Annotated in this window: 16 protein-coding genes; 8 read left to right on the forward strand and 8 right to left on the reverse strand. The window is 63.6% G+C overall.

Annotated elements, in window-relative coordinates; translation table 11 throughout:
* The first annotated feature begins 132 nt into the window (after positions 1–132).
* The 4 genes from IFU00_02755 (at position 133) to IFU00_02770 (ending at position 7,480) form a co-directional block, all read left to right on the forward strand.
* Positions 133–1,671 carry a class I SAM-dependent methyltransferase gene (locus tag IFU00_02755; protein ID MBD8541199.1) on the forward strand — a complete coding sequence of 513 codons (1,539 nt, stop codon included), beginning with the start codon at positions 133–135 and terminating at the stop codon, positions 1,669–1,671.
* Between the two features lie 99 nt (positions 1,672–1,770).
* Positions 1,771–2,937, forward strand: coding sequence for an acyltransferase (locus IFU00_02760; GenBank protein ID MBD8541200.1), 1,167 nt, complete (start codon positions 1,771–1,773; stop codon positions 2,935–2,937).
* 9 nt (positions 2,938–2,946) lie between these two features.
* Positions 2,947–6,441, forward strand: a complete 3,495-nt coding sequence (dnaE, locus tag IFU00_02765; GenBank protein ID MBD8541201.1) for a DNA polymerase III subunit alpha — start codon at positions 2,947–2,949, stop codon at positions 6,439–6,441.
* Positions 6,329–7,480: a glycosyltransferase family 9 protein gene (locus IFU00_02770; GenBank protein ID MBD8541202.1), complete on the forward strand. Its 1,152-nt coding sequence runs from the start codon at positions 6,329–6,331 to the stop codon at positions 7,478–7,480. Before dnaE ends, IFU00_02770 begins: the two co-directional genes overlap by 113 nt.
* A gap of 14 nt (positions 7,481–7,494) precedes the next feature.
* Here the strand turns inward: IFU00_02770 and IFU00_02775 are convergent, their stop codons facing one another.
* Entirely contained in the window at positions 7,495–8,829 is a 1,335-nt protein-coding gene (locus IFU00_02775) for a hypothetical protein (protein ID MBD8541203.1), read from the reverse strand.
* 255 nt (positions 8,830–9,084) lie between these two features.
* On the opposite strand from IFU00_02775, the gene IFU00_02780 reads away from it, so the two are divergent.
* Positions 9,085–10,689 carry an alkaline phosphatase D family protein gene (locus IFU00_02780; protein ID MBD8541204.1) on the forward strand — a complete coding sequence of 535 codons (1,605 nt, stop codon included), beginning with the start codon at positions 9,085–9,087 and terminating at the stop codon, positions 10,687–10,689.
* Between the two features lie 27 nt (positions 10,690–10,716).
* Here the strand turns inward: IFU00_02780 and IFU00_02785 are convergent, their stop codons facing one another.
* Positions 10,717–11,547, reverse strand: a complete 831-nt coding sequence (locus tag IFU00_02785; protein ID MBD8541205.1) for a glycosyltransferase family 2 protein — start codon at positions 11,545–11,547, stop codon at positions 10,717–10,719.
* Between the two features lie 53 nt (positions 11,548–11,600).
* Here IFU00_02785 and IFU00_02790 point away from each other — a divergent pair, with 53 nt between their 5' ends.
* Together IFU00_02790 and msbA are read left to right on the forward strand one after the other, a co-directional pair.
* Complete coding sequence (locus IFU00_02790; GenBank protein MBD8541206.1) at positions 11,601–12,914, forward strand: O-antigen ligase family protein; 1,314 nt, start codon at positions 11,601–11,603, stop codon at positions 12,912–12,914.
* Complete coding sequence (msbA, locus tag IFU00_02795) at positions 12,904–14,637, forward strand: lipid A export permease/ATP-binding protein MsbA (GenBank protein MBD8541207.1); 1,734 nt, start codon at positions 12,904–12,906, stop codon at positions 14,635–14,637. Before IFU00_02790 ends, msbA begins: the two co-directional genes overlap by 11 nt.
* A gap of 51 nt (positions 14,638–14,688) precedes the next feature.
* Here the strand turns inward: msbA and IFU00_02800 are convergent, their stop codons facing one another.
* Positions 14,689–16,941 (reverse strand): sugar nucleotide-binding protein, encoded by a 2,253-nt coding sequence (locus IFU00_02800; GenBank protein ID MBD8541208.1) that lies wholly within the window; start codon positions 16,939–16,941, stop codon positions 14,689–14,691.
* Positions 16,942–17,137: 196 nt separating this feature from the next.
* On the opposite strand from IFU00_02800, the gene IFU00_02805 reads away from it, so the two are divergent.
* Positions 17,138–17,374: a hypothetical protein gene (locus tag IFU00_02805; protein MBD8541209.1), complete on the forward strand. Its 237-nt coding sequence runs from the start codon at positions 17,138–17,140 to the stop codon at positions 17,372–17,374.
* Here IFU00_02805 and IFU00_02810 read toward each other — a convergent pair.
* The 5 genes from IFU00_02810 to IFU00_02830 form a co-directional block, all read right to left on the reverse strand.
* Positions 17,371–18,321, reverse strand: a complete 951-nt coding sequence (locus IFU00_02810) for a zinc ribbon domain-containing protein (protein MBD8541210.1) — start codon at positions 18,319–18,321, stop codon at positions 17,371–17,373. The genes IFU00_02805 and IFU00_02810 overlap by 4 nt on opposite strands.
* A gap of 268 nt (positions 18,322–18,589) precedes the next feature.
* Positions 18,590–21,001 carry a catalase gene (locus tag IFU00_02815; protein ID MBD8541211.1) on the reverse strand — a complete coding sequence of 804 codons (2,412 nt, stop codon included), beginning with the start codon at positions 20,999–21,001 and terminating at the stop codon, positions 18,590–18,592.
* 229 nt (positions 21,002–21,230) lie between these two features.
* On the reverse strand, positions 21,231–22,130 hold the full coding sequence (locus IFU00_02820; protein MBD8541212.1) for a hypothetical protein: 900 nt from the start codon (positions 22,128–22,130) through the stop codon (positions 21,231–21,233).
* 272 nt (positions 22,131–22,402) lie between these two features.
* Entirely contained in the window at positions 22,403–23,023 is a 621-nt protein-coding gene (locus IFU00_02825; protein ID MBD8541213.1) for an N-methyl-D-aspartate receptor NMDAR2C subunit, read from the reverse strand.
* Between the two features lie 482 nt (positions 23,024–23,505).
* On the reverse strand, positions 23,506–23,886 hold the full coding sequence (locus tag IFU00_02830; GenBank protein MBD8541214.1) for a BPSL0067 family protein: 381 nt from the start codon (positions 23,884–23,886) through the stop codon (positions 23,506–23,508).
* Positions 23,887–23,893: the final 7 nt, after the last annotated feature.

Genomic DNA, 23,893 nt, shown 5'->3' on the forward strand with positions numbered 1-23,893 from the left:
CCGCACGGCGCGCCAGAAATATCGGCGCGCTGCTGACAGCAGANTACCGGGTGGCCGCGCAAGGTCGCCATATGCGTCCCGGATACGCCGTGCTAGAGTGCCTCGCATTGCCCCATCACCGACAGGAACGCCATGCACGACTGGTCCGAAGGCTACATGACCGAGTTAGCCTATACCTACGGCTACTATCCCGAACTCAACCCATTGCGTGCCCGGCTGGCCCTGCTCGAGGCAGGCATCGTCCCACCGGATGTCCAGACCGCTTGTGAGCTGGGCTTTGGTCAGGGCATGAGCATCAATATCCATGCAGTCGCGGCCGGCGCGGCCTGGCATGGCACCGACTTCAATCCGGCCCAGGTCGGTTTTGCGCGCGAGCTGGCGCAAGACTTGCCGCTGGCAGCCAATCTGTCCGATGAGGCCTTCGAGGCCTATTGCCAGCGCGCCGATCTGCCGCAGTTCGATTTCATCGCGCTGCACGGCATCTGGAGCTGGGTGTCGGACGCCAACCGCCGCGTGATTGCCAGCTTCATCGAGCGCAAGCTCAAGGTGGGCGGCGTTGTCTATGTCAGCTACAACACCCAGCCCGGCTGGGCCGCGACCGGACCGCTGACCGAGCTGATGGCCGGCTTCGACGCGGCCCTCAATCCGCCCGGTATCGGTCCTGCGGCGCGCATCGACGCGGCGCTCGACTTTGTCGACGGGCTGGTCGCGAGCGGGGCGCTGTACGGCAAGGTCAATCCCCAGGTGGCCGAGCACCTCAAGCGCCTGCGCAGCCAGGACCGGCGCTATCTGGCGCACGAATATTTCAACCGCGACTGGCAGCCGATGCCGTTTGCGCAGATGCGCACCTGGATGGAAGGGGCGCGGCTGAGCTACGCCACGTCGGCCCAGTTCATCGACCACGTGCCGATGCTGAATCTGACCGCGCAGCAGCAGGACCTGCTGGCCGCGATCCCGGATGCGGGCTTTCGCGAAACGGCGTGCGACTTCATCGTCAACCGCCTGTTCCGGCGCGATTACTGGGTGCGCGGCGCGCGCCGGCTGGCGCCAGCCGACCGCACCGAGCGCCTGCGCGCCATGCGGGTGGTGCTGGCCACGCCGGCCGCCAAGGTCAAGCTCAAGGTCAGTGGCGCGCTGGGCGAAGCGAACCTGCACGAGGACGTCTATCGCCCGATCCTCGACGCGCTGGCCGACCACCGGCCGCACAGTCTGGGCGAACTCGAAGTCACGCTGGCCCCGCACGGCGCCACGCTGACCCGGATCGTCGAGGCAGTCATGCTCCTGACCGGCGCCGGCAACCTGCACCCAGCCCAGGCCGACGAGGCCATCGCCGCGGCCAGGGCCGGCGCACTGCTGCTCAATACCCGCCTGTGCGCCATGGCGCGTTATGCCGAAGATGTCGGTTGCCTGGCCTCGCCGGTGACGGGCGGCGGCTTCCCGGTGCGCCGCATCGACCAGCTGTTTCTGCTGGCGCGCAGCGTTGGTGCGGCCAGCATCGAAGCGCTGGCCGATTTCGCGACTGCCGCGCTGCAGGCGCAAGGCCAGCGCATCATGAAGGATGGTCAGCCAGTGCTGGACGATGCCCGCCAGACCGAGATGCTGCGCAGCCAGGCGCATGCGTTCGACACAACGCGTTTGCCCGTTTTTCAGGCATTGGGCGTGGCTGTCTAGAACCCAGTCCCAAAAAGACGATTGCCGGTCGATACAGGCAACGGCGATGGCACCTTGTCAGTTACTATATTGCATTGTGCAAAAGCGCCAGGGCATGCCATGCGGTCACTGAACATCCAGTACAACCCACGTATCGATCAGCTACGCTGGCTGGCGGCGACGCTCGTGTTCCTGTTCCACTTTCACCTGGAATATCGCCGCCTCGGCGGTAATGGCCTGGTCAATCCGTGGACCTCCCTGATCATCGAAGGCCATACGGGCGTGGGCCTGTTCTTCACGCTGTCGGGCTTTTTGTTCATGCAGATCGCGCTGCGCCAGCGCCAGATCCGGTATGGCGAGTTCCTGCGTAACCGCGTGCTGCGCATTGCGCCGCTGTACGTGGTGATCTTCCTGGTGGCCACGTCGATTTCGCGCGACAAGTTCCAGCCGCAAGACCTGCTGTTCTTCTTCGCATCCAACCTCGGCATGCCGCCCACGTCGCAGACCGTGATTACCGGCGCAGCCTGGACGATCTCCCTTGAATTTTTGTTTTACCTGGTGTTTCCATTTCTGGCGCGTTTTGCGATGGAGCGGGGCGTGCGCTACCTGGCCGGCTGGCTGGTGCTGCTGCTGTTCTTCAAGGCAGCGGCATTCACCGTCAATACCAACAGCACGCTGATGTATTTCAGCACCTTCGTCGGGCGCTTCGACCAGTTCATCATCGGCATGATCGCGGCGATGACCTACGCGCGCCATGAAGCCACGTTGCGCCGCTGGGCGCCTTTCCTGGTGCTTGCCAGCGCCGCGCTGGTGGTCTTGAATACGCGGCTCATGCACATCAATGCCAGCTTCCTGACCGCGCCGCATGCGTCGTTCTGGATCATCTGGACGATGCTCGAAAGCGCCGGCTGGGCGCTGCTGATCCTGGCCTGGGTCGCCTTCAAGCCCGGTGTGCAGGGTCGGTTCGGGCGCATCTTCAGTCACGGCGGCAAGATCAGTTTTTCGTTCTACCTGCTGCACATGGCGGTGCTGCACGTGCTGGCCGAGGCGGTCGGCCTGATGCGCCCGACCGGTATCGGCTGGCTGAACGCCGCTTTCATGGCCGCGTGCGCCTATGCCGTCACCTGGGCGCTGGCCACCCTCAGCTTCAATATCGTCGAAGAGCCATTCCTGCGCGGGCGCCGCAGCTATGGGGCACTGCCTGCCGTTGGCGAGAACGCCACGCTGACCCGCCCCCCGGAACCGCCAACCCCGCCAGCCCCTCCGCGCGAAGCCCGAGCGCGGTAAAATGCGGGGATGACTTCCCCGACTTTTACCCATCTGCGCATCCACTCCGAATACTCCATCGTCGACGGCCTGGTCCGTATTGACGAGCTGGTCAAGGCGGCGGTCAAGGATGGGCAGCCGGCGCTGGCCGTGACCGATCTGGCCAATACGTTTTGCCTGGTGCGCTTCTACAAAGAGGCGCGCGGCAAGGGCGTCAAGCCGATCGTCGGGGTCGATGCCTGGATCACCAACGACGACAACCGCGACAAGCCGCACCGCCTGCTCATTTTGGCCAAGAACCACACCGGCTACCTGCAGCTGTGCGACCTGCTGGCGCGTGCCTGGCTCACCAACCAGCACAAAGGCCGCGCCGAACTGCGCGCCGAATGGCTCGAAGCGCTGGCCACGTCCACGTCCACGCTCAATCCCGGGCAGTCGCAGGCCAATGGCCTGATCGTGCTGTCGGGCGCGCATTTCGGCGACATCGGCCAGGCCATCGAGAACGGCGACATCGCCCGCGCCGAGGCCAATGCCGCGCGCTGGGCGCGCGTGTTCCCGGGCCATTTTTATATCGAGATCCAGCGCGCCGGCCAGCTCAATCAAGAGCAGCAGGTACGCCATTCGGTGGCGCTGGCCAGCCGCCTCGGCTTGCCGGTCGTGGCGACGCATCCGGTGCAGTTCCTCGACAAGGACGAATACATCGCCCACGAAGCGCGCGTCTGTATCGCCGAGGGCGAGATGCTGGCCAACGCCAAGCGCGTGCGCCGCTTCAACGAGAACATGTGCTTCAAGTCGCAGGCCGAAATGGCCGAGCTGTTCAGGGACCTGCCGGGCGCGCTGGCCAACTCCGTTGAAATCGCCAAGCGCTGCAATGTCACGCTCACACTGGGCAAGCCGCAGCTGCCGAACTTCCCGACCCCCGGCATGACGATCGACGAATTCCTGATCGCCGAAACCAAAAAAGGCCTGGAAGATCGCCTGCTGCAGCTGTACCCGAACGAGGCGGAGCGCGAACGCGAGCGCCCGCGCTACGAGGCGCGCCTGGACTTCGAGAACCAGACGATCATCAACATGAAGTTCCCCGGCTACTTCCTGATCGTGGCCGAGTTCATCCAGTGGGGCAAGAACAACGACGTGCCGATCGGCCCGGGCCGCGGTTCGGGTGCGGGGTCGCTGGTGGCGTATGCGCTCAAGATCACGGATCTGGATCCGCTCAAGTACAACCTGCTGTTCGAGCGTTTCCTGAATCCCGAACGCGTCTCGATGCCCGACTTCGACATCGACTTTTGCCAGGAAAAGCGCGAGCTGGTGATCCAGCACGTGAAAGACCTGTACGGGCGCGATGCGGTGTCGCAGATCGCCACCTTCGGCACGATGGCAGCCAAGGGCGCGATCCGCGACGTCGGCCGCGTGCTCGATTTCGGCTACAACTTCTGCGACGGCATCTCCAAGCTGATTCCGTTCAAGCCGGGCAAGCAGGTGTCGATTGCCGAGGCGATCGAAGAAGAACCGATGCTCAAGGAGCGCCTCGAGAACGAAGAAGAGGTCAAGACGCTGCTTGAACTGGCGCAGAAGGTCGAGGGCATCACCCGCAACATCGGCATGCACGCCGGTGGTGTGCTGATCGCGCCGGGCAAACTCACCGACTTCTGCCCGCTGTACACGCAGGGCGGCGATACCGGCGTGGTCTCGCAGTACGACAAGGACGACGTGGAGGCCGTGGGCCTGGTCAAGTTCGACTTTTTGGGCCTGACCACGCTGACGATCCTCGACCGCGCGGTCAAGTACATCAAGCAGCTCGATCCGGCCGAGAGCGAATTCGACCTGGCCAAGCTGGCGCTGGACGACCGCGCGTCGTACAAGCTGCTGTCCGACGCCAAGACCGTCGCGATCTTCCAGCTGGAATCGCGCGGCATGCAGGGCATGCTCAAGGATGCGCGGCCCGACCGCTTCGAGGACATCATCGCGCTGGTCGCGCTGTACCGCCCGGGTCCGATGGACCTGATCCCCGACTTCTGCAAGCGCAAGCACGGCGAAAAGTTCGACTACCCCGATCCGCGCACCGAGTCGATCCTGTCCGAGACCTACGGCATCATGGTCTACCAGGAGCAGGTGATGCAGATGGCGCAGATCGTCGGCGGCTACTCGCTGGGCGGCGCCGACATGCTGCGCCGCGCGATGGGCAAGAAGAAGGCCGAAGAAATGGCCGAGCACCGCGAGATCTTCCGCGCCGGCGCGGCCAAGGATGGCCTCACCACGGCCAAGGCCGACGAGATCTTCGACTTGATGGAAAAGTTCGCGGGCTACGGCTTCAACAAGTCGCACGCCGCCGCCTACGCGCTGCTGTCGTACCACACGGCGTACCTGAAGGTGCACCACACCGCCGCGTTCATGGCAGCCAACATGTCGCTGGCGATGGAAGACACCGAGAAGATCAAGATCCTGGTCGAAGATTCAAAAGAGGTCTGCAAGCTCACCATCCTGCCGCCGGATGTCAACGAATCGCAGTTCCGCTTCACGCCGGAAGGCGAAGCGCGCTCGAAAACAGGCAAGCAGGTCACCAATATCCGCTACGGCCTGGGCGGCGTGAAGGGCGCGGGGCAGGGCGCAATCGAAGCCATCATTGCTGCGCGCACGGCGGGCGGCAAGTTCAAGGACCTGTTCGACTTCTGCAACCGGGTCGACCGCAAGCAGATCAACCGCCGCACGATCGAATCGCTGATCCGCGCCGGCGCGATGGACGCCTTCGGCGTGGATCGCTCGGTGCTGCTGGCGTCGGTGTCGTTCGCGATGGAGGCGGCTGGCCAGGCTGCAGCGGCCATCAACCAGGTCAGCCTGTTCGGTGGCGACGATGCGGATCTCGTGGCCCCGCCCGAGTACGTGAAGGCCTTGCCATGGACCGATCGCCAGAAGCTGTCCGAAGAAAAGATCGCACTCGGCTACTACCTGTCGGGCCATATGTTCGACTCGTACGCGCAAGAGGTGCGCCGCTTTGCCAAGACGCGCATGAAAGACCTCGAGCCGTCGCGCGACCCGCGCATGATGTGCGGCGTGATCTCGGGCATCCGCACGCAGATGACGCAGCGCGGCAAGATCCTGATCGTGGCGCTGGACGACAAGACTGCCGTGCATGAGGTGACGGTCTACAGCGAAGTGTTCGAAGCCAACAAGAACGCGTTCAAGGAAGACGAATTTTTGCTCGTGGTGGGCAAGGTGTCCGAAGACCGCTTCAACGGCGGTCTGCGCATCACGGCCGAGAAAGTGTTCGACCTGGCCACGGCGCGCATCCAGTACGGGCACAAGCTGGAGATGGACCTGGACAAATCGGTCAGCGCGGCCCGCCTGGCCGAGATCCTGCAGCCGCACCGGGTGCATGACGGCATGCCGGTAAGCCTGCGATTGCAGACGCAGGATATTCCGTTCACCGTGCAACTGGGCGACGACTGGCGCGTGGCGCCATCCGATACGCTCAAGGCGGCGCTGGAGTTGTCGCTGGGTGCGAAGGACGTCGCAGTTGAGTACTAGCGCACGTTCGACCGACGGCAGATCGGCCTTTGGCCGCATCCTGATCTGCCGTACCGACAATATCGGCGACGTCGTCCTGACGCTGCCGCTGGCCGGCTACCTCAAGCAGCGCTTTCCGCAGGCGCAGATTGACCTGCTGTGCCGTGCCTACGTGGCCCCGGCCATGCGCCACAGCCGCCATCTCGACCGCGTGATCACGCTCGAAGCGTCGGACGATCTGGCCCGCCTGTTTGCCGAGGGCGACTACGACACCGTGATCTTTGCGTTTCCCGACCGGCGCCTGGCGCGCGCGGCGCAGGCAGCGCGCGTGCCTAACCGGGTGGGCACCAGCCACCGCGTGTATCACTGGTTCACCTGCAACCGCCTGGCGCGTTTCAGCCGCGCCAAGTCCGACCTGCACGAGGCCCAGCTGAACTTTCTGCTGCTGCGCCCGCTGGGCATCGATCATGTGCCGACCTTGGCCGAGATCCCGCAGTTGTACGGGCTGGATGCACCACGGCGCGCCGCCGTCGACGCCTTGCTGGCGCCGGGGCGGCGGCACATCATCCTGCATCCCAAGTCGAATGGCAGCGCCCGTGAATGGCCGCTGGCCCATTTCACGGCGCTGGCGCGTGACCTCGGAAGCGACCCGGCCATGCGCCTGTTCGTCACCGGCAGCGCGGCCGAGGGCGTGCTGCTGGCCGCGCAGGCGCCGGCCTTGCTGGCGCTGCCGAACGTGGACAATCTGTGCGGCCGGCTCGACCTCGATGAACTGCTGGCGCTGATCGGCGCCTGTGATGGCCTGGTGGCGTGCAGCACCGGCCCGATGCACCTGTCGGCGGCGCTGGGGCGGCCGACACTGGGGCTGTTCCCGCCGATCAAGCCGATGGATCCGGGCCGCTGGGCGCCGCTGGGCGCGCTGGCCGAGGTAGCGGTCGCCCGCCAGCCGTGCGCCGGCTGTGCGGACTCGGCGACCTGCTCCTGCATGCGGTCGATCACGCCGCAGGACGTTGCCGCGCGGGTGCGGGCCTGGGGTGGGGCACAGCGCGGCGTGGCCTGAGGTTCATTGGTACCTCAGTCGATCGGGACCTTGCTTAACCGCGCATAGGACTGCACGATCAGAACGCCGGGAATCCCGGCATATAGCGATACGGTGCTGTTTTGCGGTGCGAACCCAGCAAAACTCACCGCTTTTGCCACCGTGGTAACGACGCCGGAAGGCGTGATCTTTCTCACGTTTCCGGTAACGCTGTGCTTGTAGAGGTTACCTGCGGCATCGATGGCCATCGGGCCATTACCCCTGAAGAGAGCGGCGCTACCTGTGCCATCCACATCATCGACGAAATCAAAGTTCCGGTTTGTTCGACCGGCAAGCGTCGTGACTGCGCCTGCAGGGGTGATCTTCCGGATCAGCATGATATCGCTGACGTACAGGTTCCCGGCTTTGTCGGTGACGATCTGCGCTGGCCCCATGAATCGTGCCTGTGTGCCAGAGCCGTCCACCGGATTGACTTGGGGTACGCAGGTCCATCCTGGAATGGCACCGGCCTCGCAACCGCCTCCAGCAAACGTCGACAACGAACCGTCTGGCGCGATCTTGCGAACCCGCGACCCGTCGGTTGCGTAGACGGTGCCGTCCGGCGCCACCGCGACCCTCAATGTCGCGGCGGTGGCGACGCCGGAGGCGCCATCGATCGTCCCTGTTGCCGCATCATACGGCGCGGTTTGGGTCAATGTGGACACCGTCCCGTCGCCTGCGATCCGGCGGATCGCGTACGCGGCGGTGCCAATCTGGTCCACGACGTACAGCAGGCGGTCCGGCCCGAAGGCCAGCGAGATCGGTTCGCCCACGTTGGCATAGGTCGTGATGCTGCCGTCCGTTGCCACCTTCTTGATGTCCGACACGGGCGATGAATACGCGATGTACAGATTGCCGGATTGATCGGCTGCCAGGTCAACCGGGCGCGGTCCGTAAAGATAGGGCGGATCGCCGAACGGAACCTCCCACGTGACCGGCAGGGTAACCCACGGCACCAGCACCGGCGCTGGCTTCACGTTCAGCTGAATCGAGTTCGAGATGCCGCCTGCGCTGGCCGTGATCGTGACCTTGTCCGTCGCCAGGTCGTAAGGTGTCGCGTAGACGGCGGTCGCCTTGCCTGGATCCGTGTACAAGGTCTCGCCAATATTCGCCTTGGGCGTCACCGACCAGGTGACCGGCCCCGTGACACCCGTCAGCGTTGGGGTAATCTCGGCCGCCGCGCCGTTGAGCATCATCGACGTTGTCGAAGCGGCCAGTGCAATCGTCGGCGGTGGTGGCGACGATGACACCGGCGCGGTGTCATGCTTGCCGCCACCGCATGCAGTCAGGAGTACTGCCGAGAACATCGCAAGATGGCGCGCATTGAGCATGACAAGTCCTTCGTTATATGGCGATAGCATGCAGCTTACACATATGGCGCGGCGCAAAATACACGAAAACTTTCACTGGTCCCACAGTCAAACCCGTTGAGCGCTCACGGCCAGCCGCAGGAAATCCACAAACGCACGCACCCGCGCCGACATCCCGGCGCTGGATCACAAGGACTAACGCAATCCGGTTGACGATTCATGCCCACGTCATATTGAAAAAATAAGCTGGTCGGCTCTTACATGAACGGAGCTGGCATGACTTCATCGCATTCGCGTCGCACTTTCCTGGCCCAGGGCGGGGCATTGGTGGGCAGTTCGGCATTGGGCGGCACCTTGCTGCTCGGGGGCTGCGGCGGCAGCAGCCATGCGGCCATCGGTGTCAGTGAAAGCGAACGCCCGAAGATGCCATCGGGGATCCAGTTCGGCGACATTACCGATCAACGGGCGATCATCTGGAGCCGCAGCGACCGCACCGCGCAGATGATCGTCGAATACGATACCAGCGAGCGTTTCAGCAACGCCAGCCGCATCGTCGGCCCCACGGCCAGCGACGCGACCGATTTCACGAGCCGTATCGACCTGAGCGGCCTGCCCGCCGGCCAGACGGTCTTCGTGCGCGTGCGCTACGTCGATCCCAATAATGCAAAGATCGAAAGCGAAACCATCTCGGGCCAATTCAGGACCACGCCGGCTGCGGATAGCACCCGGGCCGTGAGGTTTCACTGGAGCGGCGACCAGTGCGGCCAGGGCTGGGGCATCAACACCGATTTTGGCGGCATGAAAATCTATGAAGTGATGCGCTTGCGCGACCCGGACTTTTTCATCCACAACGGCGACACGATTTATGCCGATGGGCCGATCCTGGCCCAGGTGACGGCAGAAAACGGCCAGGTCTGGCGCAATGTGGTCACGGAGGAAGTGAGCAAGGTCGCCGAAACACTGAAGGAATACCGCGGCCGCCACGCCTACAATATGCTGGATACGAACTTTCGCAAGTTTGCGGCCCAGGTGCCGCAGATCTGGCAATGGGACGATCACGAAGTCACGAACAACTACAGCGCCGCCAAGGATTTGTCGGGCGACGCACGTTATACCGAAAAAAGCATCGCCACCCTCACGGCCCGTGGTCGCCGCGCTTTCCTCGAATATGCGCCGATGCGCTACTACAAGCAAAGCGAACCGCAGCGCATTTATCGCATCATCTCGCATGGCCCGCTGCTGGACGTTTTCGTCGTGGACATGCGCACCTATCGTGGCCCGAACAGCACGAATCTGCAAACGGCGGAGGACGCGAGTTCGGCATTCATGGGCCGTGAACAGCTGGAATGGCTGATCGCCGGGCTGAAAGCCTCGACCGCCACCTGGAAAGTCATTTCCGCCGACATGCCCATTGGCCTGAACGTTGGCGACGGCAAAAATGCCCGGGGTGAAGACGTGTGGGAAGCGATCGCCAACGGCAACGATGGCGTGCCGCTCGGCCGCGAACTCGAAATGGCGCGCCTGCTCAGCAGTATCAAGGCGATCCCGAATGTGGTCTGGATCACCACCGACGTGCACTACTGCGCGGCCCACTATTACGATCCAGCCCAGGCCCGGTTCACGAATTTTTCGCCATTCTGGGAATTCGTTGCCGGCCCGATGAATGCCGGCGCCTTCGGTCCGGGCGTGCTCGACAAGACCTTCGGCCCCACGGCGGTTTTCTCGAAAAGTCCGGTGATCCAGAATTCTTCGCCGTTTTCTGGCTACCAGTTCTTTGGTGAGGTCAATATCGACCCGCGCACCAAGGCGATGAAGGTCGAGCTGTTCAATCTCGACGGCGTCTCGCAGTTTGCGCAGACACTGCCGGCGGTGGGCGTCTAAGGCCTGGTCAGGTCAGGTCAGGTCAGGTCAGTTGGGGGCAGCGTGTTCACGCAGCCCGACACTGGCCTGCGTGGTGCCGTTGACGGCGCGCTCGAGCACGGTGCGCCGGTTGCTCGATGCCTGGTCGCGCTCGGCTTCAGCGTGCCACAAATGCAGCACTTCAGTTGCCATGGCGCCATCCTTGCGCAATACGCCGGCATGGAACAGGCGCACCACGAGATCCGAATCTTCGTGGCCCCAGCCGGTAAAGCTTTCGTCGAAGCCATTGACTGCTATTAGGTCGGCCTTCCATACCCCGAGATTGCAGCTCTTGATGCGGCGCCAGCTGAACTTGCGGCGCACGCGGCCAACGTCGGGCCAGCGCACGATCGTCTGCAGCACCTTGTTCATGTCGCCAGCCAGCCGCAGGCGCAGGCGCTCGGCAACGCTCAGGCCGGCCACGTCGATGCCGCCCTGCAGCGCGCGTTCGGTCAGCGCCTGGCTGAGCAGGATGCGGCTGCCCGACACGAGGAAGCCCTGCTGGGCCAGCGCGCGGTGGCGGGCGATGAAGTCGCGCTGCGGCACGCAGTCGCCGTCGAGGAAGATGATATAGTCGCCTGTTGCCGCCAGCGTGCCGCGGTTGCGGGCCATGGCGGCGCGAAAGCCGTCGTCCGGTTGCCACACATGCTTGACGGGCACCGGGGCGCCTGCCGCCAGCCGCGTGACGCAGTCCCGCGTGTTGGCAGTCGAGCCATCATCAGCGATAATGATTTCAAAATTCTTGTCGTCCTGCAAGAAACAGGCGGCCAACACCGCCGCCAGTGCGTCGGGCCGGTTGTACGTGGTGATCACGACCGACAATGTCTGTGTTTGCTGCATGGTGTCCGATACAAATGCTCTCTAGGCCGCAAGAATAGCCCACAAGAACAAGAATGAACAATACGTCGATCATGGCCCGGGAGCCGCTGCAGTTGTTGGTTGGCTTCCAGATGTTCCTGTTTCCCCTGATTAGTCTGACCACGCCGTCCGGCATCGGTTTTTCCAGCCTCCTGTTTCTGCTCACCGCATTGTTCGTGCCGCGCAAGGCTTGGGCGGCGATGACGCCGTACTGGAAAGAGATCCGCTGGGTGCTCGCGGCCTTCGTGTTCCAGTTTGCGCTGGCCGTGGCCGCCGTGGTGCTGCGGCCCGAGGCGCACCTGGATTCGCTCGACAAACCATCACGCCTGTTGCTGGCCATGAGCGCGATGGCGCTGGTCGTGCTGGCCAGGCCGCGCGCCGCGATGCTGTGGTGGGGCGTGGTAGCGGGCGCGATCGCGGCGCTGCCGTTCGTGGCCTGGCAGCGCATCGCCATGGGCGTCGAGCGCCCGGGCGGCTTTCTCAACGCGATTACCTTCGGCGACCTGGCGCTGTGCCTGGGCCTGGTGGCGCTGGCGGCGGCGATCGATTATCGGCATCACGCCGGCAAGGCGGCGCTGGCGGGCCTGGGCGCGCTGGCCGGCCTGGCCGCCTGCCTGCTCACCGGTACCCGCGGCAGCTGGGTTGCGCTGGCGCTGGCCGCCGTGCTGTTTCTCAGTTACGCGCAGTTGCTGCACAGCCGCAAGCTGCGCCTGCTGCTGGCTGGCAGCTTCGCGCTGGTTGCCGCTGCATTCCTGGTGCCGGCCACCGGCATGCAGGAGCGCGCGCTGCAGGGCGTGGACGATGTCCAGACCTGGGTCGATGGCGGCAATGTACATACCAATGTCGGCACCCGGCTCGAGTTGTGGAAGGGCGCGGCGATCCTGATCGAACAGCGGCCGCTGTTCGGCCTGGACCGCAACACGCTGCGCACCGAAATCCGCAACATGGTCGAGCAGGGCACGCTCGATCCGGCGATCCTGTCCCTGGAACACCTCCATAATGACGGGTTGCAGGCGCTCGCTACGGGCGGCATCTTCGGGCTGCTGGCCTGGGCCGGCATCCTGGTCGCGCCGTTCGTGTTCTTCGCGCGCCAGCTCGGCCGCGGCGCGCAGGCCCAGGCGCATGCGCGCGGCGCCGGCCTGCCGCAGTTCGCGCCGGCGCTGGCGGGCATGCTGGTGGTGCTGAGCTATTTCAGCTTCGGCCTGACCGAGGTGATTTTCTGGTCGCTCAAGGGCAGCATGTTCTATGCGCTGATGGTGTTCCTGCTGATGGGACTGTGCCTGGTCGCGAAGACGCGCCAGGCGAAAGCTGCAATGGTTGAAAAGAAGGTTGAACAACGTGGAAACTAAGGTCATCGTGCGGCGCCTGCTGGCGCTCGTCAAACCGTACAAATCGCGCGCGGCGCTGGCGCTGCTGTCGATGGCGATCACCGCCGCGACGCAGCCGCTGCTGGCCAAGGCGATGCAGCTGCTGTTCGACCGCGGCTTCGAAGAGCGCGTCTCGTTCAGCCTGTGGCTGATTCCTGCCGTGCTGGTGTCGATCTTCGTGCTGCGCGGGATCGGCACCTTCGGCACCGCTTACTTCAACAACTGGGTGCTGTCGCGCGTGCTCAACGACATGCGCGCGATGGCCTTCGAGCGCGTGCTGCGCCTGCCGGTCGCGCGCTACCAGGACGAGAGCACCGGCAAGATCATCAACACGGTCGTCAACGACGTGCGCCAGGTCGTCGACATGATCCAGTCGGTGTTCGTCGCCTGCGTGCGCGACGTGCTGGTCGTGATCGGTTTGCTCGGCAGCCTGCTGTACCTGAACTGGCAGCTCACGCTGATCGCCATCGTCGTGATCCCGCTGACTGCCGTCATCGTGCGCACGACCACCAAGCGCCTGCGCAACCTGAATCGCGAAAGCCAGCGCGTCACCGCCGAGATGACCGGCGTGGTCGAGGAAGCCGCGCGTGGCCATCAGGTGATCCGTGTGTTCGCCGGCGAAGCCTACGAGCGGCGCCGCTTTCATCAACGCAGTGTCGCGCTGCGCGGTTTCTCGCAGCGCATGACGGTGGCCTTTGCCGCCACCACGCCGGTGACCCAGATCGCGACCTCGCTGGCGCTGTCGCTGGTGGTCGTGCTGGCGATGCAGGCCGACATGACCGTCGGCGAATTCACGCAGTTCGTCACCATGATGCTGATGCTGCTCACGCCGCTCAAGTCGCTGGCCGAAGTGAATGGTCCGATGCAGCGGGGGATGTCGGCCGCCGAGACGGTGTTCGGCATCATCGACGCCGAGCCGGAAGTCGATACCGGCAGCCGTGAGCTGGGCCGTGCCAACGGCCATCTGGTGTTCGAACGGGTTGCATTCCAGTACCCGAATGCGGCCGGTCCGGCGCTCGACGATGTCTCGCTCGAGGTGTTGCCGGGGCAGACCGTGGCGCTGGTGGGGGTCTCGGGTGGCGGCAAGTCGACGTTCGTGAACCTGGTCACGCGTTTTTATGATCCGCAGGGTGGCCGCGTGCTGCTCGACGGGGTGCCGTACACCGACATCAAGCTCGCGTCGCTGCGCAGCCAGCTGGCGATGGTGAGCCAGAACGTCGTGCTGTTCGACGACACGCTGGCAGCCAACATCGCCTACGGGGCCGAGCACATCGACCACGAGCGCCTGGCCGGTGCGATCCGCGCGGCGCACCTGACGGACGTCGTGGCGCGCCTGCCGGATGGCATCGACACGCGTATCGGCGAGAACGGTTCGCGTCTGTCGGGCGGCCAGCGCCAGCGCGTGGCGATTGCACGCGCGATCTACAAGGATGCGCCGCTGTTGATTCTGGATGAAGCCACGTCGGCGCTCGACAACGAGAGCGAACGCGCGGTGCAGTCGGCGCTCGACACGCTGATGGCCGGGCGCACGACCATCGTGATCGCGCACCGCCTGTCGACGATCGAGCGGGCCGACCGGATCGTGGTGATGGAAGCAGGGCGTATCGTGGAGCAGGGCACGCACGACGAACTGCTGGCCATGAAGGGCATGTACGCGAATCTGTACTATCTGCAGTTCACGGCCGAGAAGAAACAGGCGATCTAGCCTGTGTGGCGTGGACGGGAAACCCGTCTACGCTACATCAAGCTCATCGTCTCAGCGCGCGTAATGCGCCGCTTCGCCCGCCTGCCGAATGCCGGCGCCGCCGGCAGCTTCCTGCACCGCGTGCGCATAGCGCTGCAATGCATTGTCCAGCGATGGCAGCAACAGCGCACGTTCGCTGCCCAGTGCACTGAACGCCGGCCGCTGCGCCGGGTAATCGATAGCATCAGCCGCAATCTCCTGCAAGCCATCCGCTGACATCCCCGCTGCCGCGCAGGCGCGCCGCGCCAGCTCGGCCCAGCTCACGGCATCGCCATTGGTCAGGTGCCAGATGCCGCGCTCACGGTCGATCATGAGGTCGAGCGCTACCTTCACCAGGTCCGGCACATAGGTCGGCGAGACGATCATGTCGCCCGCCGCCTCGAATGGCTCGCCATTGGCCAGCGCGCCCAGCGCCTGGGTCACGAAGTTGTGCCGGTCCCATGGCCCGAAGAATGCACTGGTGCGGATCACGAGCGCCTGCGGATCGGCGTCCAGCACGCGCGTTTCGGCGTCGAGTTTGCTGCGCCCGTAGACGCCGAGCGGATTGGTCGCATCGGATTCGACATACGGCGCGCCCTTGGCACCATCGAACACCAGGTCGCTCGAGAACGTCATGAAGCGCAGCGCGTGGCGCATGCAGGCCAGCGCCAGTACGGTCGGGCCCAGCGTGTTTTCGCGCATGCAGCGTTCGCTGTCGGTCTCGGCCTCGTCGACGCGCACGAAGCCGCCTGCATTGATGATCGCCCACGGCTTGAAACGCACGATTGCCGCGTCGACCGAGGCCGGGTCGGTGATGTCCATTTCTTGCCGCGTGAGTGCGTGGCAAGCCAGGTTGCGCGCTTCGCAGATGCGCTTGAAGGCTGCGCCCAGCGTGCCGCTCGCGCCCGTGATCAGGATGGGCTGCACGGGCGCCGACTTGAACTGGCTGCGCACGGCGATGTCAGCCACCGCCGTGCGGGTGGCCACGGGTTTGCACCAGAAGCGACCCGGCCGGCGCCACCAGCCTTCGCCCTGCAGGACGGGGTTGGACAGCGCGCGCTTGCTGGCCAGTTCGCGCATCAGGGTTGCCAGCGCGGTCGGGCGGGGCGTGGGCGAGCGCACATCGAACGGGCCTGGCTCGTAGTAGCCGTGGCAGGCGGTCACCAGGCTGTTCCAGTCGAACGAGCCCAGCAGCGCCCAGACCGTGACCGCGCGGATGTCGGCGCCCTGCTGGCGCGCCTTGAGTGCGGCGTTCCAGATTTCGACGAGCCAGCGCAGCTGGTCTTCGCGGTTGGCATCGATGTGCGCTTCGGTAATCGCGATCGGGATGCCGTAACGTTCCCAGGTCTCCATCAGCAGCGGGGCAATGCCGGGCGTGGGCGTGGCCAGCGCGCGCGGCGCCTCGATATCGGCATGCGCCACGCCCCGGTACATATGGCGGTGGCTCTCGGGATAGCGTTCAGGGCGATGGTCGAGCCAGCGCTCGCTGGTGACGTAGTAGTTCACGCCGATCACATCGGGCGGGCACGGGTTGTCGCGGAACCAGCGCAGCTCGTCGGCCGTGGCGCCCGAGTCGAGCAGGTAGTCCCACAGCTTGTGGTTCGTGTCGACCATCCCGCACAGCAGGTCCCAGGCGAGCCAGCGACGCTCGTTGAAGTAGTTTGCGATGTCCTGCATCTCGGGCGTGCCGTAGGTCTTGGACAGATCGTCGGTCTGCACCAGCTTGGCGGCCGGATTGACGGCGCGGATCGCGCGCATCGACAGCACCGTCGCGCGGCACTGGATCAGCAGCGCGCGGATGAACGTGGCTTCATCGCCGCCATGCGGGTACCAGACGCCGGCCAGACCCGAGAAGCGCGCCGTCGTGCAGATCTCGTTGACGGGCGTGTAGTGCTCGACCCACGGATAACGGACGGCCACGGCGCCGGCGTACTCGGCCAGCTGAGCGGGGAAGGCGGAATCGACAAGGCTCGTGTGACGGGGGCCGCTGCCGTGGTGGATCAGGCCGACGATCGGGTTGACCCCGAGGTCGCGCAGGGCCGGCAGCCGTTCGTCGGCCCACGACCAGTCGGCCTTGTCGATGCCGTCGGGCGCAGTGCGCTCCCACAGCACCGGATAACGGATCGCCTGGATGCCGAGCGATGCGAAGCGTTCAATATCTTGCAGGCGGCCAGCATGGCCGTTGCGGTCCATCTGGCTGAAATAGTCGTCGCGTACGCGGTTAACCGTGCATTCGAGCCCGCCCCACAGGGCGAGGTCGGGCTGGGAATCGGTGCGAAGAGTCATGAAGGCTTACCTGCGTAGTGAACATGACAACAGACTAACGGTCACCGGGCAGTCACTATGTTAAGTGATTCACATAGCGGGCGTTTTTCGGACCAGTCCTACCTTCTTGCGCCGGTTTTTTCGGTAGCGTGGCAGTTCTGCAGAGCAGATCTATTCAAGCGACAATGTCTGTCATCACAATGCAGGGGGAAATCCAATGTACATGGTCTACTGGACGGTGGTGGATGGCGCAGCCACGCACGCGCATGCGCAGGGCTTCGACACGGCCGCCATGGTCCCGGCGATGGGATTCATGGAGGCGCTGCGCAAGCGCCAGCGCGAAGGCGAAGGCATACGCTTCATCACCATGTGCTCGGAGCATCCGGACGTCGTGGGTCATCCCGGCGTGGACGTCACGGGCGCCGACTACAACTGGAAGAAGCGGCGCAGTTAGCGCGATGGATCGTTCATGCCGGTCAGGCTCACGACCTGGCCGTCGGTGCGCACGACGCCGTCTTCGAACACCGTCGTCGACGCGCCGTTTACGTCCGGCAGCTTGATGGTGATGATGTCGCCACGCTGCGCGATGCTGCCTTGCGCGGCGCAGGTGCCGAACAGCGGCGTGGGCGTGACACCGGATGCGTCGGCAAGCAAAAAGTAGAACAGCGTCTCGCAGCTGTTGCCGCGTCCACCGCTGCTGGCAACCAGGATGGCCTCCTTGCCGCCGGAAAGCTTGAAGCTGCGCAGCGGGAATTGCCAGCGCGCATCCTCGCCCGTGAACAGCGCCTGGCCATCGAGCAGCAGCGTGCCGGCGCCATCGGCGCCAGTCTTGCGTTCCAGCAGGCCGGCCACGGTGCGCAGCGACGTTGGCAGGTTGTCGGCATTGCTGTCGATGCTACTTCCGCCAGTGAGCGGCGCAGTGTCTTCGGCCTGGTTGGCAGCGCGCTGCACGTCGCGCTCGCGTGTCGCGTAGTCCTGATACGCAGGGACGGCGATGGCCGCAAGGATGCCGACGACAAATACGAACACCGTGATGCCGACACCCCACTGCGACCACTTGCGCTGGACGCGGTTGAAGTGCTCGAGGCTGTCCCACTGCTTGTTTTTCCAGGCCATTTCGCGGCCCTTGAATCCCAGCCAGAACACCATGAGCCAGCCCACGTAGGGCACCAGCGCCAGCAGGCCAATCCAGGAGCGGTTGCCGATGGCCCAGATCCAGTTCAGGAAAAATGCGCCCCAGCTCCAGCCTTTGACGCCATCGGGAATATCACCGCTGGCCCCGCGAGGCGATGGTTTTTCGAGGCTGACTGCCGGCGCTGCGAGGACCGCTGCCGCCTTGCCGCACACGGCGCACGCAGCAGCATCCGGCGCCATCGGAGCGCCGCAATGAGAACAGAACATGGGAGGCTTTCGTGAAAGTGGGAGAAGGGCACAATGCTGTGCCAGTCAATGCCGCAGGACAATTATAGCGATCGTGGCACTGCGGAAGTCTCACCCAATTCCACGTATCAATATTGATGGCCGTCTATGCAGATACTCACCGTGGTGGTGGAACGAGCAAAAAAAAAGACACCAGCTGGTGTCTTTTTTCTTACTGCTCATTAAATTTTTGCCTGTCCCGCCTGCCGGCAATCACAGGGGTGATCGCTGACAGGCGGGCTGGACTGAGTTACACCGATGGTGGATCGGTTTCGCGTGCAAACACGCGGAAGCCGGCGAGCGCCGTCTTGAACGCGGCCAAGGCCGCATCGGCATTGGCAGCATCGCCCATGATCAGGCCCGGGTCATCCGAACCGTCCGGCAGCGTGGTCGGGATCATGGCCTTGGTCAGCAGGTCCGAACCGGCGCCGAACACGAGGATCGGCTTGCCATGACGGTATTGCTCGCGCAGGAATTCCAGCACCTGTGCGTTCTTGGCCAGCGTGGCCACAGCCTGGTCGCCGTCCGGCAAGATCACAGCGTCGTACATGACCGATGGGCCAGCTTCAACCGAGATCTCGACGTCGATCGGGTCACCGTCAAGCGCCTTGACCTTGCCCAGCATATTGCCGACCATGCGTGGCACGGCGCCATCCTTGAGCAGGCTGCCGTACTGGCTCTTGACTGCCTTGTCATCGACACCCGAGGCGATCAGCACCGCGACGCGGCGGCCCTTGATGCCGGTGACACCCGGACGGCTCATCAGCGACAGCGCTGGCGATGGCGGATAGGTTGGAATCGGCGCATCGGTGGCCAGTGGCAGCGGTGCAGGCACATCCATGCCCAGACCTTCGGCCACACGCGACACCAGCACGTCATCCACGTTGGCCAGCAGCGCCAGCACACGCTCGCGCACGGCCGGCGTCTGCACGCGGGTCAGCTCGAAACGGAATGCGTTGACGATGTGGTTCTGCTCTGGCGTGCTTTGGCTCTGCCAGAACAGGCGTGCCTGCGAATAGTGGTCAGCAAACAGTTCCGGGTTGCCGCGCACTTTGTCCGCTGCAATCGTCTCCGGGAAGCTGGTGAAGCCTGCAGGACCAGCCTGGTATGGCACACCGCCGCCCAGCGAATTCGGTTCGTAGTTCACGCGGCCACGGTTGATGGCCTGGCGATGGAAACCGTCGCGCTGGTTGTTCTGGATCTGGACGATCGGCGAGTTGATCGGGATCTCGTGGAAGTTCGGGCCGCCCAGACGGGTCAGCTGGGTATCCTGGTACGAGAAGTTACGACCTTGCAGCAGCGGATCGTTCGAAAAATCGATGCCCGGCACGACGTGCGAGGTGCAGAATGCAACCTGCTCGGTTTCGGCAAAGAAGTTATCCGGATTGCGGTCCAGGACCATCTTGCCCACTGGCGTCAGTGGCACGAGTTCTTCCGGAATCAGCTTGGTCGGATCGAGTACGTCGAAGGAGAAGCTGGCAGCCTGCTCTTCGGTAAAGATCTGCAGGCCCAGTTCCCATTCAGGGAAGTTGCCGGCTTCGATGGCTTCCCACAGGTCGCGGCGGTGGAAGTCGGAATCGGCACCCGAGATGCGCACGGCTTCGTCCCACACCAGCGAGTGCGTACCCTGCATTGGCGTCCAGTGGAACTTCACGAAGCGTGCTTCGCCCTGTGCGTTGATCAGGCGGAACGTGTGCACGCCGAAGCCCTGCATCGTGCGGTAGCTGCGCGGAATGGCGCGGTCGGACATCGCCCACATCAGCATGTGCGCGATTTCAGGCGACAGCGAGGCAAAGTCCCAGAACGTGTCGTGGGCGGTGGCAGCCTGCGGCATCGCGTGGTGTGGTTCCGGCTTTGCTGCGTGCACCAGGTCAGGGAACTTCATGGCGTCCTGGATGAAGAACACGGGCATGTTGTTACCCACCAGATCCCAGTTGCCTTCTTCGGTATAGAACTTGACGGCGAAACCGCGCACGTCGCGTGCGGTGTCGGTCGAACCACGTTCGCCGGCCACGGTCGAGAAGCGCAGGAACACTGGCGTGCGCTTGCCCTTCTTGGCGAACGGGACAGCGCGGGTCAGGGCGCTGAAGTTGTCGTAGGACTCGAAATAACCGTGGGCAGCCGAGCCGCGTGCGTGCACGACGCGCTCAGGGATGCGCTCATGGTCGAAATGGCTGATCTTTTCGCGCAGCACGAAGTCTTCGAGCAGGGTCGGACCACGCAGGCCGGCCTTCAGCGAATGCTGGTTGTCCGAGACCGGCACGCCCTGGTTGGTCGTCAGGTGACGGTCGGCCGGATCGACGCGCACGCGGTCGAGCGGATCGACGGTGGCGTTTTCGCCTTTTGGCGGGTTGCCGTCGCCAACCTTGTCGTTGGCGATGATTTCGGTCGTCGTGCTGCCAGTGGCGGCGTGGGTCGACGGCTTGAAGGTCTCGCCAACTGCCGGCGTGCGCGATGCGTCGCCATACTCGCTGGCCTTGTTGGCATTGAATGGACGTGCCGCTGCGAGCTCTTGCTCAGCAGGGATTTTATCGAGCAGACGATCCGCGATCGGGTTGCTGACGCCAAGGCTCTGGGGCGGCTTGGCATCGGATGGACCGGCTACCGTGCTCAGGACCGAACCGGCGCCATCGAAGGAGCTGGGGTGCTTGGATGTTGGCATGCTGTTCCTCGTTTGTTGTAGAGATAATTAAACTCCCAATAACATAGCCCAGCACGTTGGATCTCCACTGTGAGTTCACACACACACAGGAGGATCAGTATTTAATTATTCCTATGATATCGATCAGGATTTTCAATCACTGGCTTGCTCCGAAATAAACAAGATAGTCGTGCAGCATTGATGTGCATTCAACATGCATGCGGCATCGCATGAGGGTGTCAGCAGGTTATCAGGTCAGCCGATCAACGCACGTCAAAGTGGCTTGCTGCGCGATCAGGGGCAGGCGCACGACGAGGCGAGCTCCTTGCATGTGGGCACTGTTGATGGCCAGTGTGCCGCCATGCGCAGCCACTTGCTCCTGCTGCGTGGCCAGGCCAAAACTGCCGGACTTGCACGGAGCATGCGGGTTGAACCCGATACCGTTGTCGCTGATGCTCAGTTCAAGCATGCCGTCGACGCTGGCCAGATGCAGCTGAACCCGGCTGGCAAGCGAATGACGACGCACATTGTCGAGCGACTCGCGCAGCACGCGGTGTAAGCTCATCAGGATATCTTCATCGATCTGCAGATCGTCGAGATGCCCGTCGACCTGTACGTCGCAGGCGATGCCACTCGCACGGGTAAACTTGCGCGCCTCGATCTCCAGCGTGGCGACGACGCCCAGTTCAAGGCCGGCAGGCCGTAGTTCGCTCAGCAGGTGCTTGACGGTGCGCAGCGTCTCGTCGACATTGCCCAGCGCTGCACTCACCCAATCGTGCAGGCGGCCATGGTGGTCGTTCGTTTGCTGGTGCAGGGTGACAATGTCGAGCCGCAAGGCCAGCAGGTTCTGGCCAAGGCAATCGTGGATCTCGCGCGAGATCCGCTTGCGCTCAGCCTCACTGCTGGCGCGCTGGTGGGCCAGTAACGAGTGCAGTTGCTGCTCGGATGCGCGTAACGATGCTTCGGAATGCTGGCAGGCGATGATCTTTTCGACCAGCGCCTGGTTGACGAGCATTTGCCCTTCGGTCAGCTGTCGCATGGACGCTTCGAGTCCGTCATCGGCAACCACATCGGCATAGCGCGACGGCGCCAATGCATCGCGCAGTTGGTCAGGTGCTTTGCTGTGACGATTGCGGAGTCGGGTTCGCATGGCAATCACCTGTTGTTCTCGCGCGAAAAAGGGATGAGTTTCCTGCTGCCTGTTGTGAGACGCTAAGTATTTTGCTGACGCAAGTCAAGCGGAACCGATGGGAACGCACGCAAAATCACGCGCGCATGTTGGGTGCATGCTTGTTCGCAGGTGGCAGCAACGGCGCACCATGCAGCTTGGATGGACTGGATCTCAATAGGTTTGCAGGCGCGTTCGTCAAGCAGGCTGGAATCGATCTGGATCAATCTTGCTGCCTGTTGATGGATCGTTGTTCAGAGCGACGAAATGGCCTTGGTCAGATTGTCTCTGGCGCGCTGCTCCAGGCGCTGCGCGACGGCTGGCGTCGTGTAAATCTGTTCGCGATCGAGAAAGCCTTGCAGCACGGCGCGGCGCTTGACGGCGTAGACATCCGCCAGCACCCACGCGTATTCGGCCCGGATCTGACGCGTGTACTCGGCAAAGCGCGCGGCGGGCGCGCCCAGGATGGCCAGGTCGATGTCGACCAGCAAAGCCTGGTCTGGCGAAGCGGGCAGGGCAATGTGGCAGGTGGCCATGATCAGGTCATGCACGCGCTGGCAGCGGGCCGCATCGACGCCGCCCGCCTTTATTGCGTCAATGGCCCAGTGCGCCGAGCGTGCTTCGTTATCGTGGCCCTGCACGTCGTAGACGGCATCGTGGAACCACAGGGCCAGCTCGATGTCGGCAGGCTGCTCAGCGTGCACGCGCAGCGTGTCGAACAGCGCCAGGCATTCGTTGAGGTGTTGCAGTGTGTGGTAGTGGCGCTGGGGTTCGTCCCACGCGCACAGCAATTGCTCGCACAAGCCGGGGGGCGGGGCCAGGTTCAGGGCTGTCCAGGTGGCGCGCCAGCGCGCCAGGTTATCTTGATGGGGCATCAATGGCGAAAACGTCAGTTAAACACCTTGTTCTTGGGACGTACGCGACGCTATAGACACCTGATGCCGACCTGAGTCTCTCCTGCATGCGCGCCTTTCGTGCCTGTCACTATGCACTTGCTAATCTCATCGGGAAGTCGTTTTGCTAACGACACCTCGCCGAATGCACCGTAGTCGCACCTGAGCCATTTACCGTCAGGGTACTGACCATCTAGTGCGTATGTCCGTCTCCAACCCGTTTTGGTTTTCGTGGCATCGCGTTCACGAAGCACGCCGAGACGTTCCGGCGGACCATCAGCCGGTGCAGCGCTGCTCAAGTACAGCGGCGAAGAGACAAACGGTGTCCACTCCTCACCAGGCGCGGCCAGGTGAAGAGATGCCTCAGGGATCGATTGTGGACACACATAGCTTGTTGGCGCTGCGTGGGCCACGAGGTGGGCCGACAGCGAAGCTGCTGCAACTGCATATCGAATTTTCATGGATCACTCGATCACGAAAAATGCATCGGCATTGTTGGACGGGTCGATAAAGTTGCCATTACTATCTTTCCCTTTTCGACGGATGAAGCGCTTGCCGATTGCGGCCTTTGAACGCCACTGATCCATTATGTAAATGCCGTCAGATACTTGTCCCATGTAAAAGGCAGCATGATTACCATGAGACTGATTCGCATATCTGCCGTTGACAAAGGTCGCGATCGCAGTGCCCTGCGCAAGGCTGTTGGCGCTAACGACGTTGTCACCTTGTCGCCAGTTGCCGGTCCATCCAACGGACGTGTGATTTTTGACGAGCGTAACACACTCACCGTTCCCCTCCTTGGGCTTCCCTTCGAGGCTTCGAACGGCCGAATAAACTGTTGACATGATTCTC

The organism is Oxalobacteraceae sp. CFBP 8761 (assembly GCA_014841595.1).
Classification (GTDB): Bacteria; Pseudomonadota; Gammaproteobacteria; order Burkholderiales; family Burkholderiaceae_D; genus Telluria.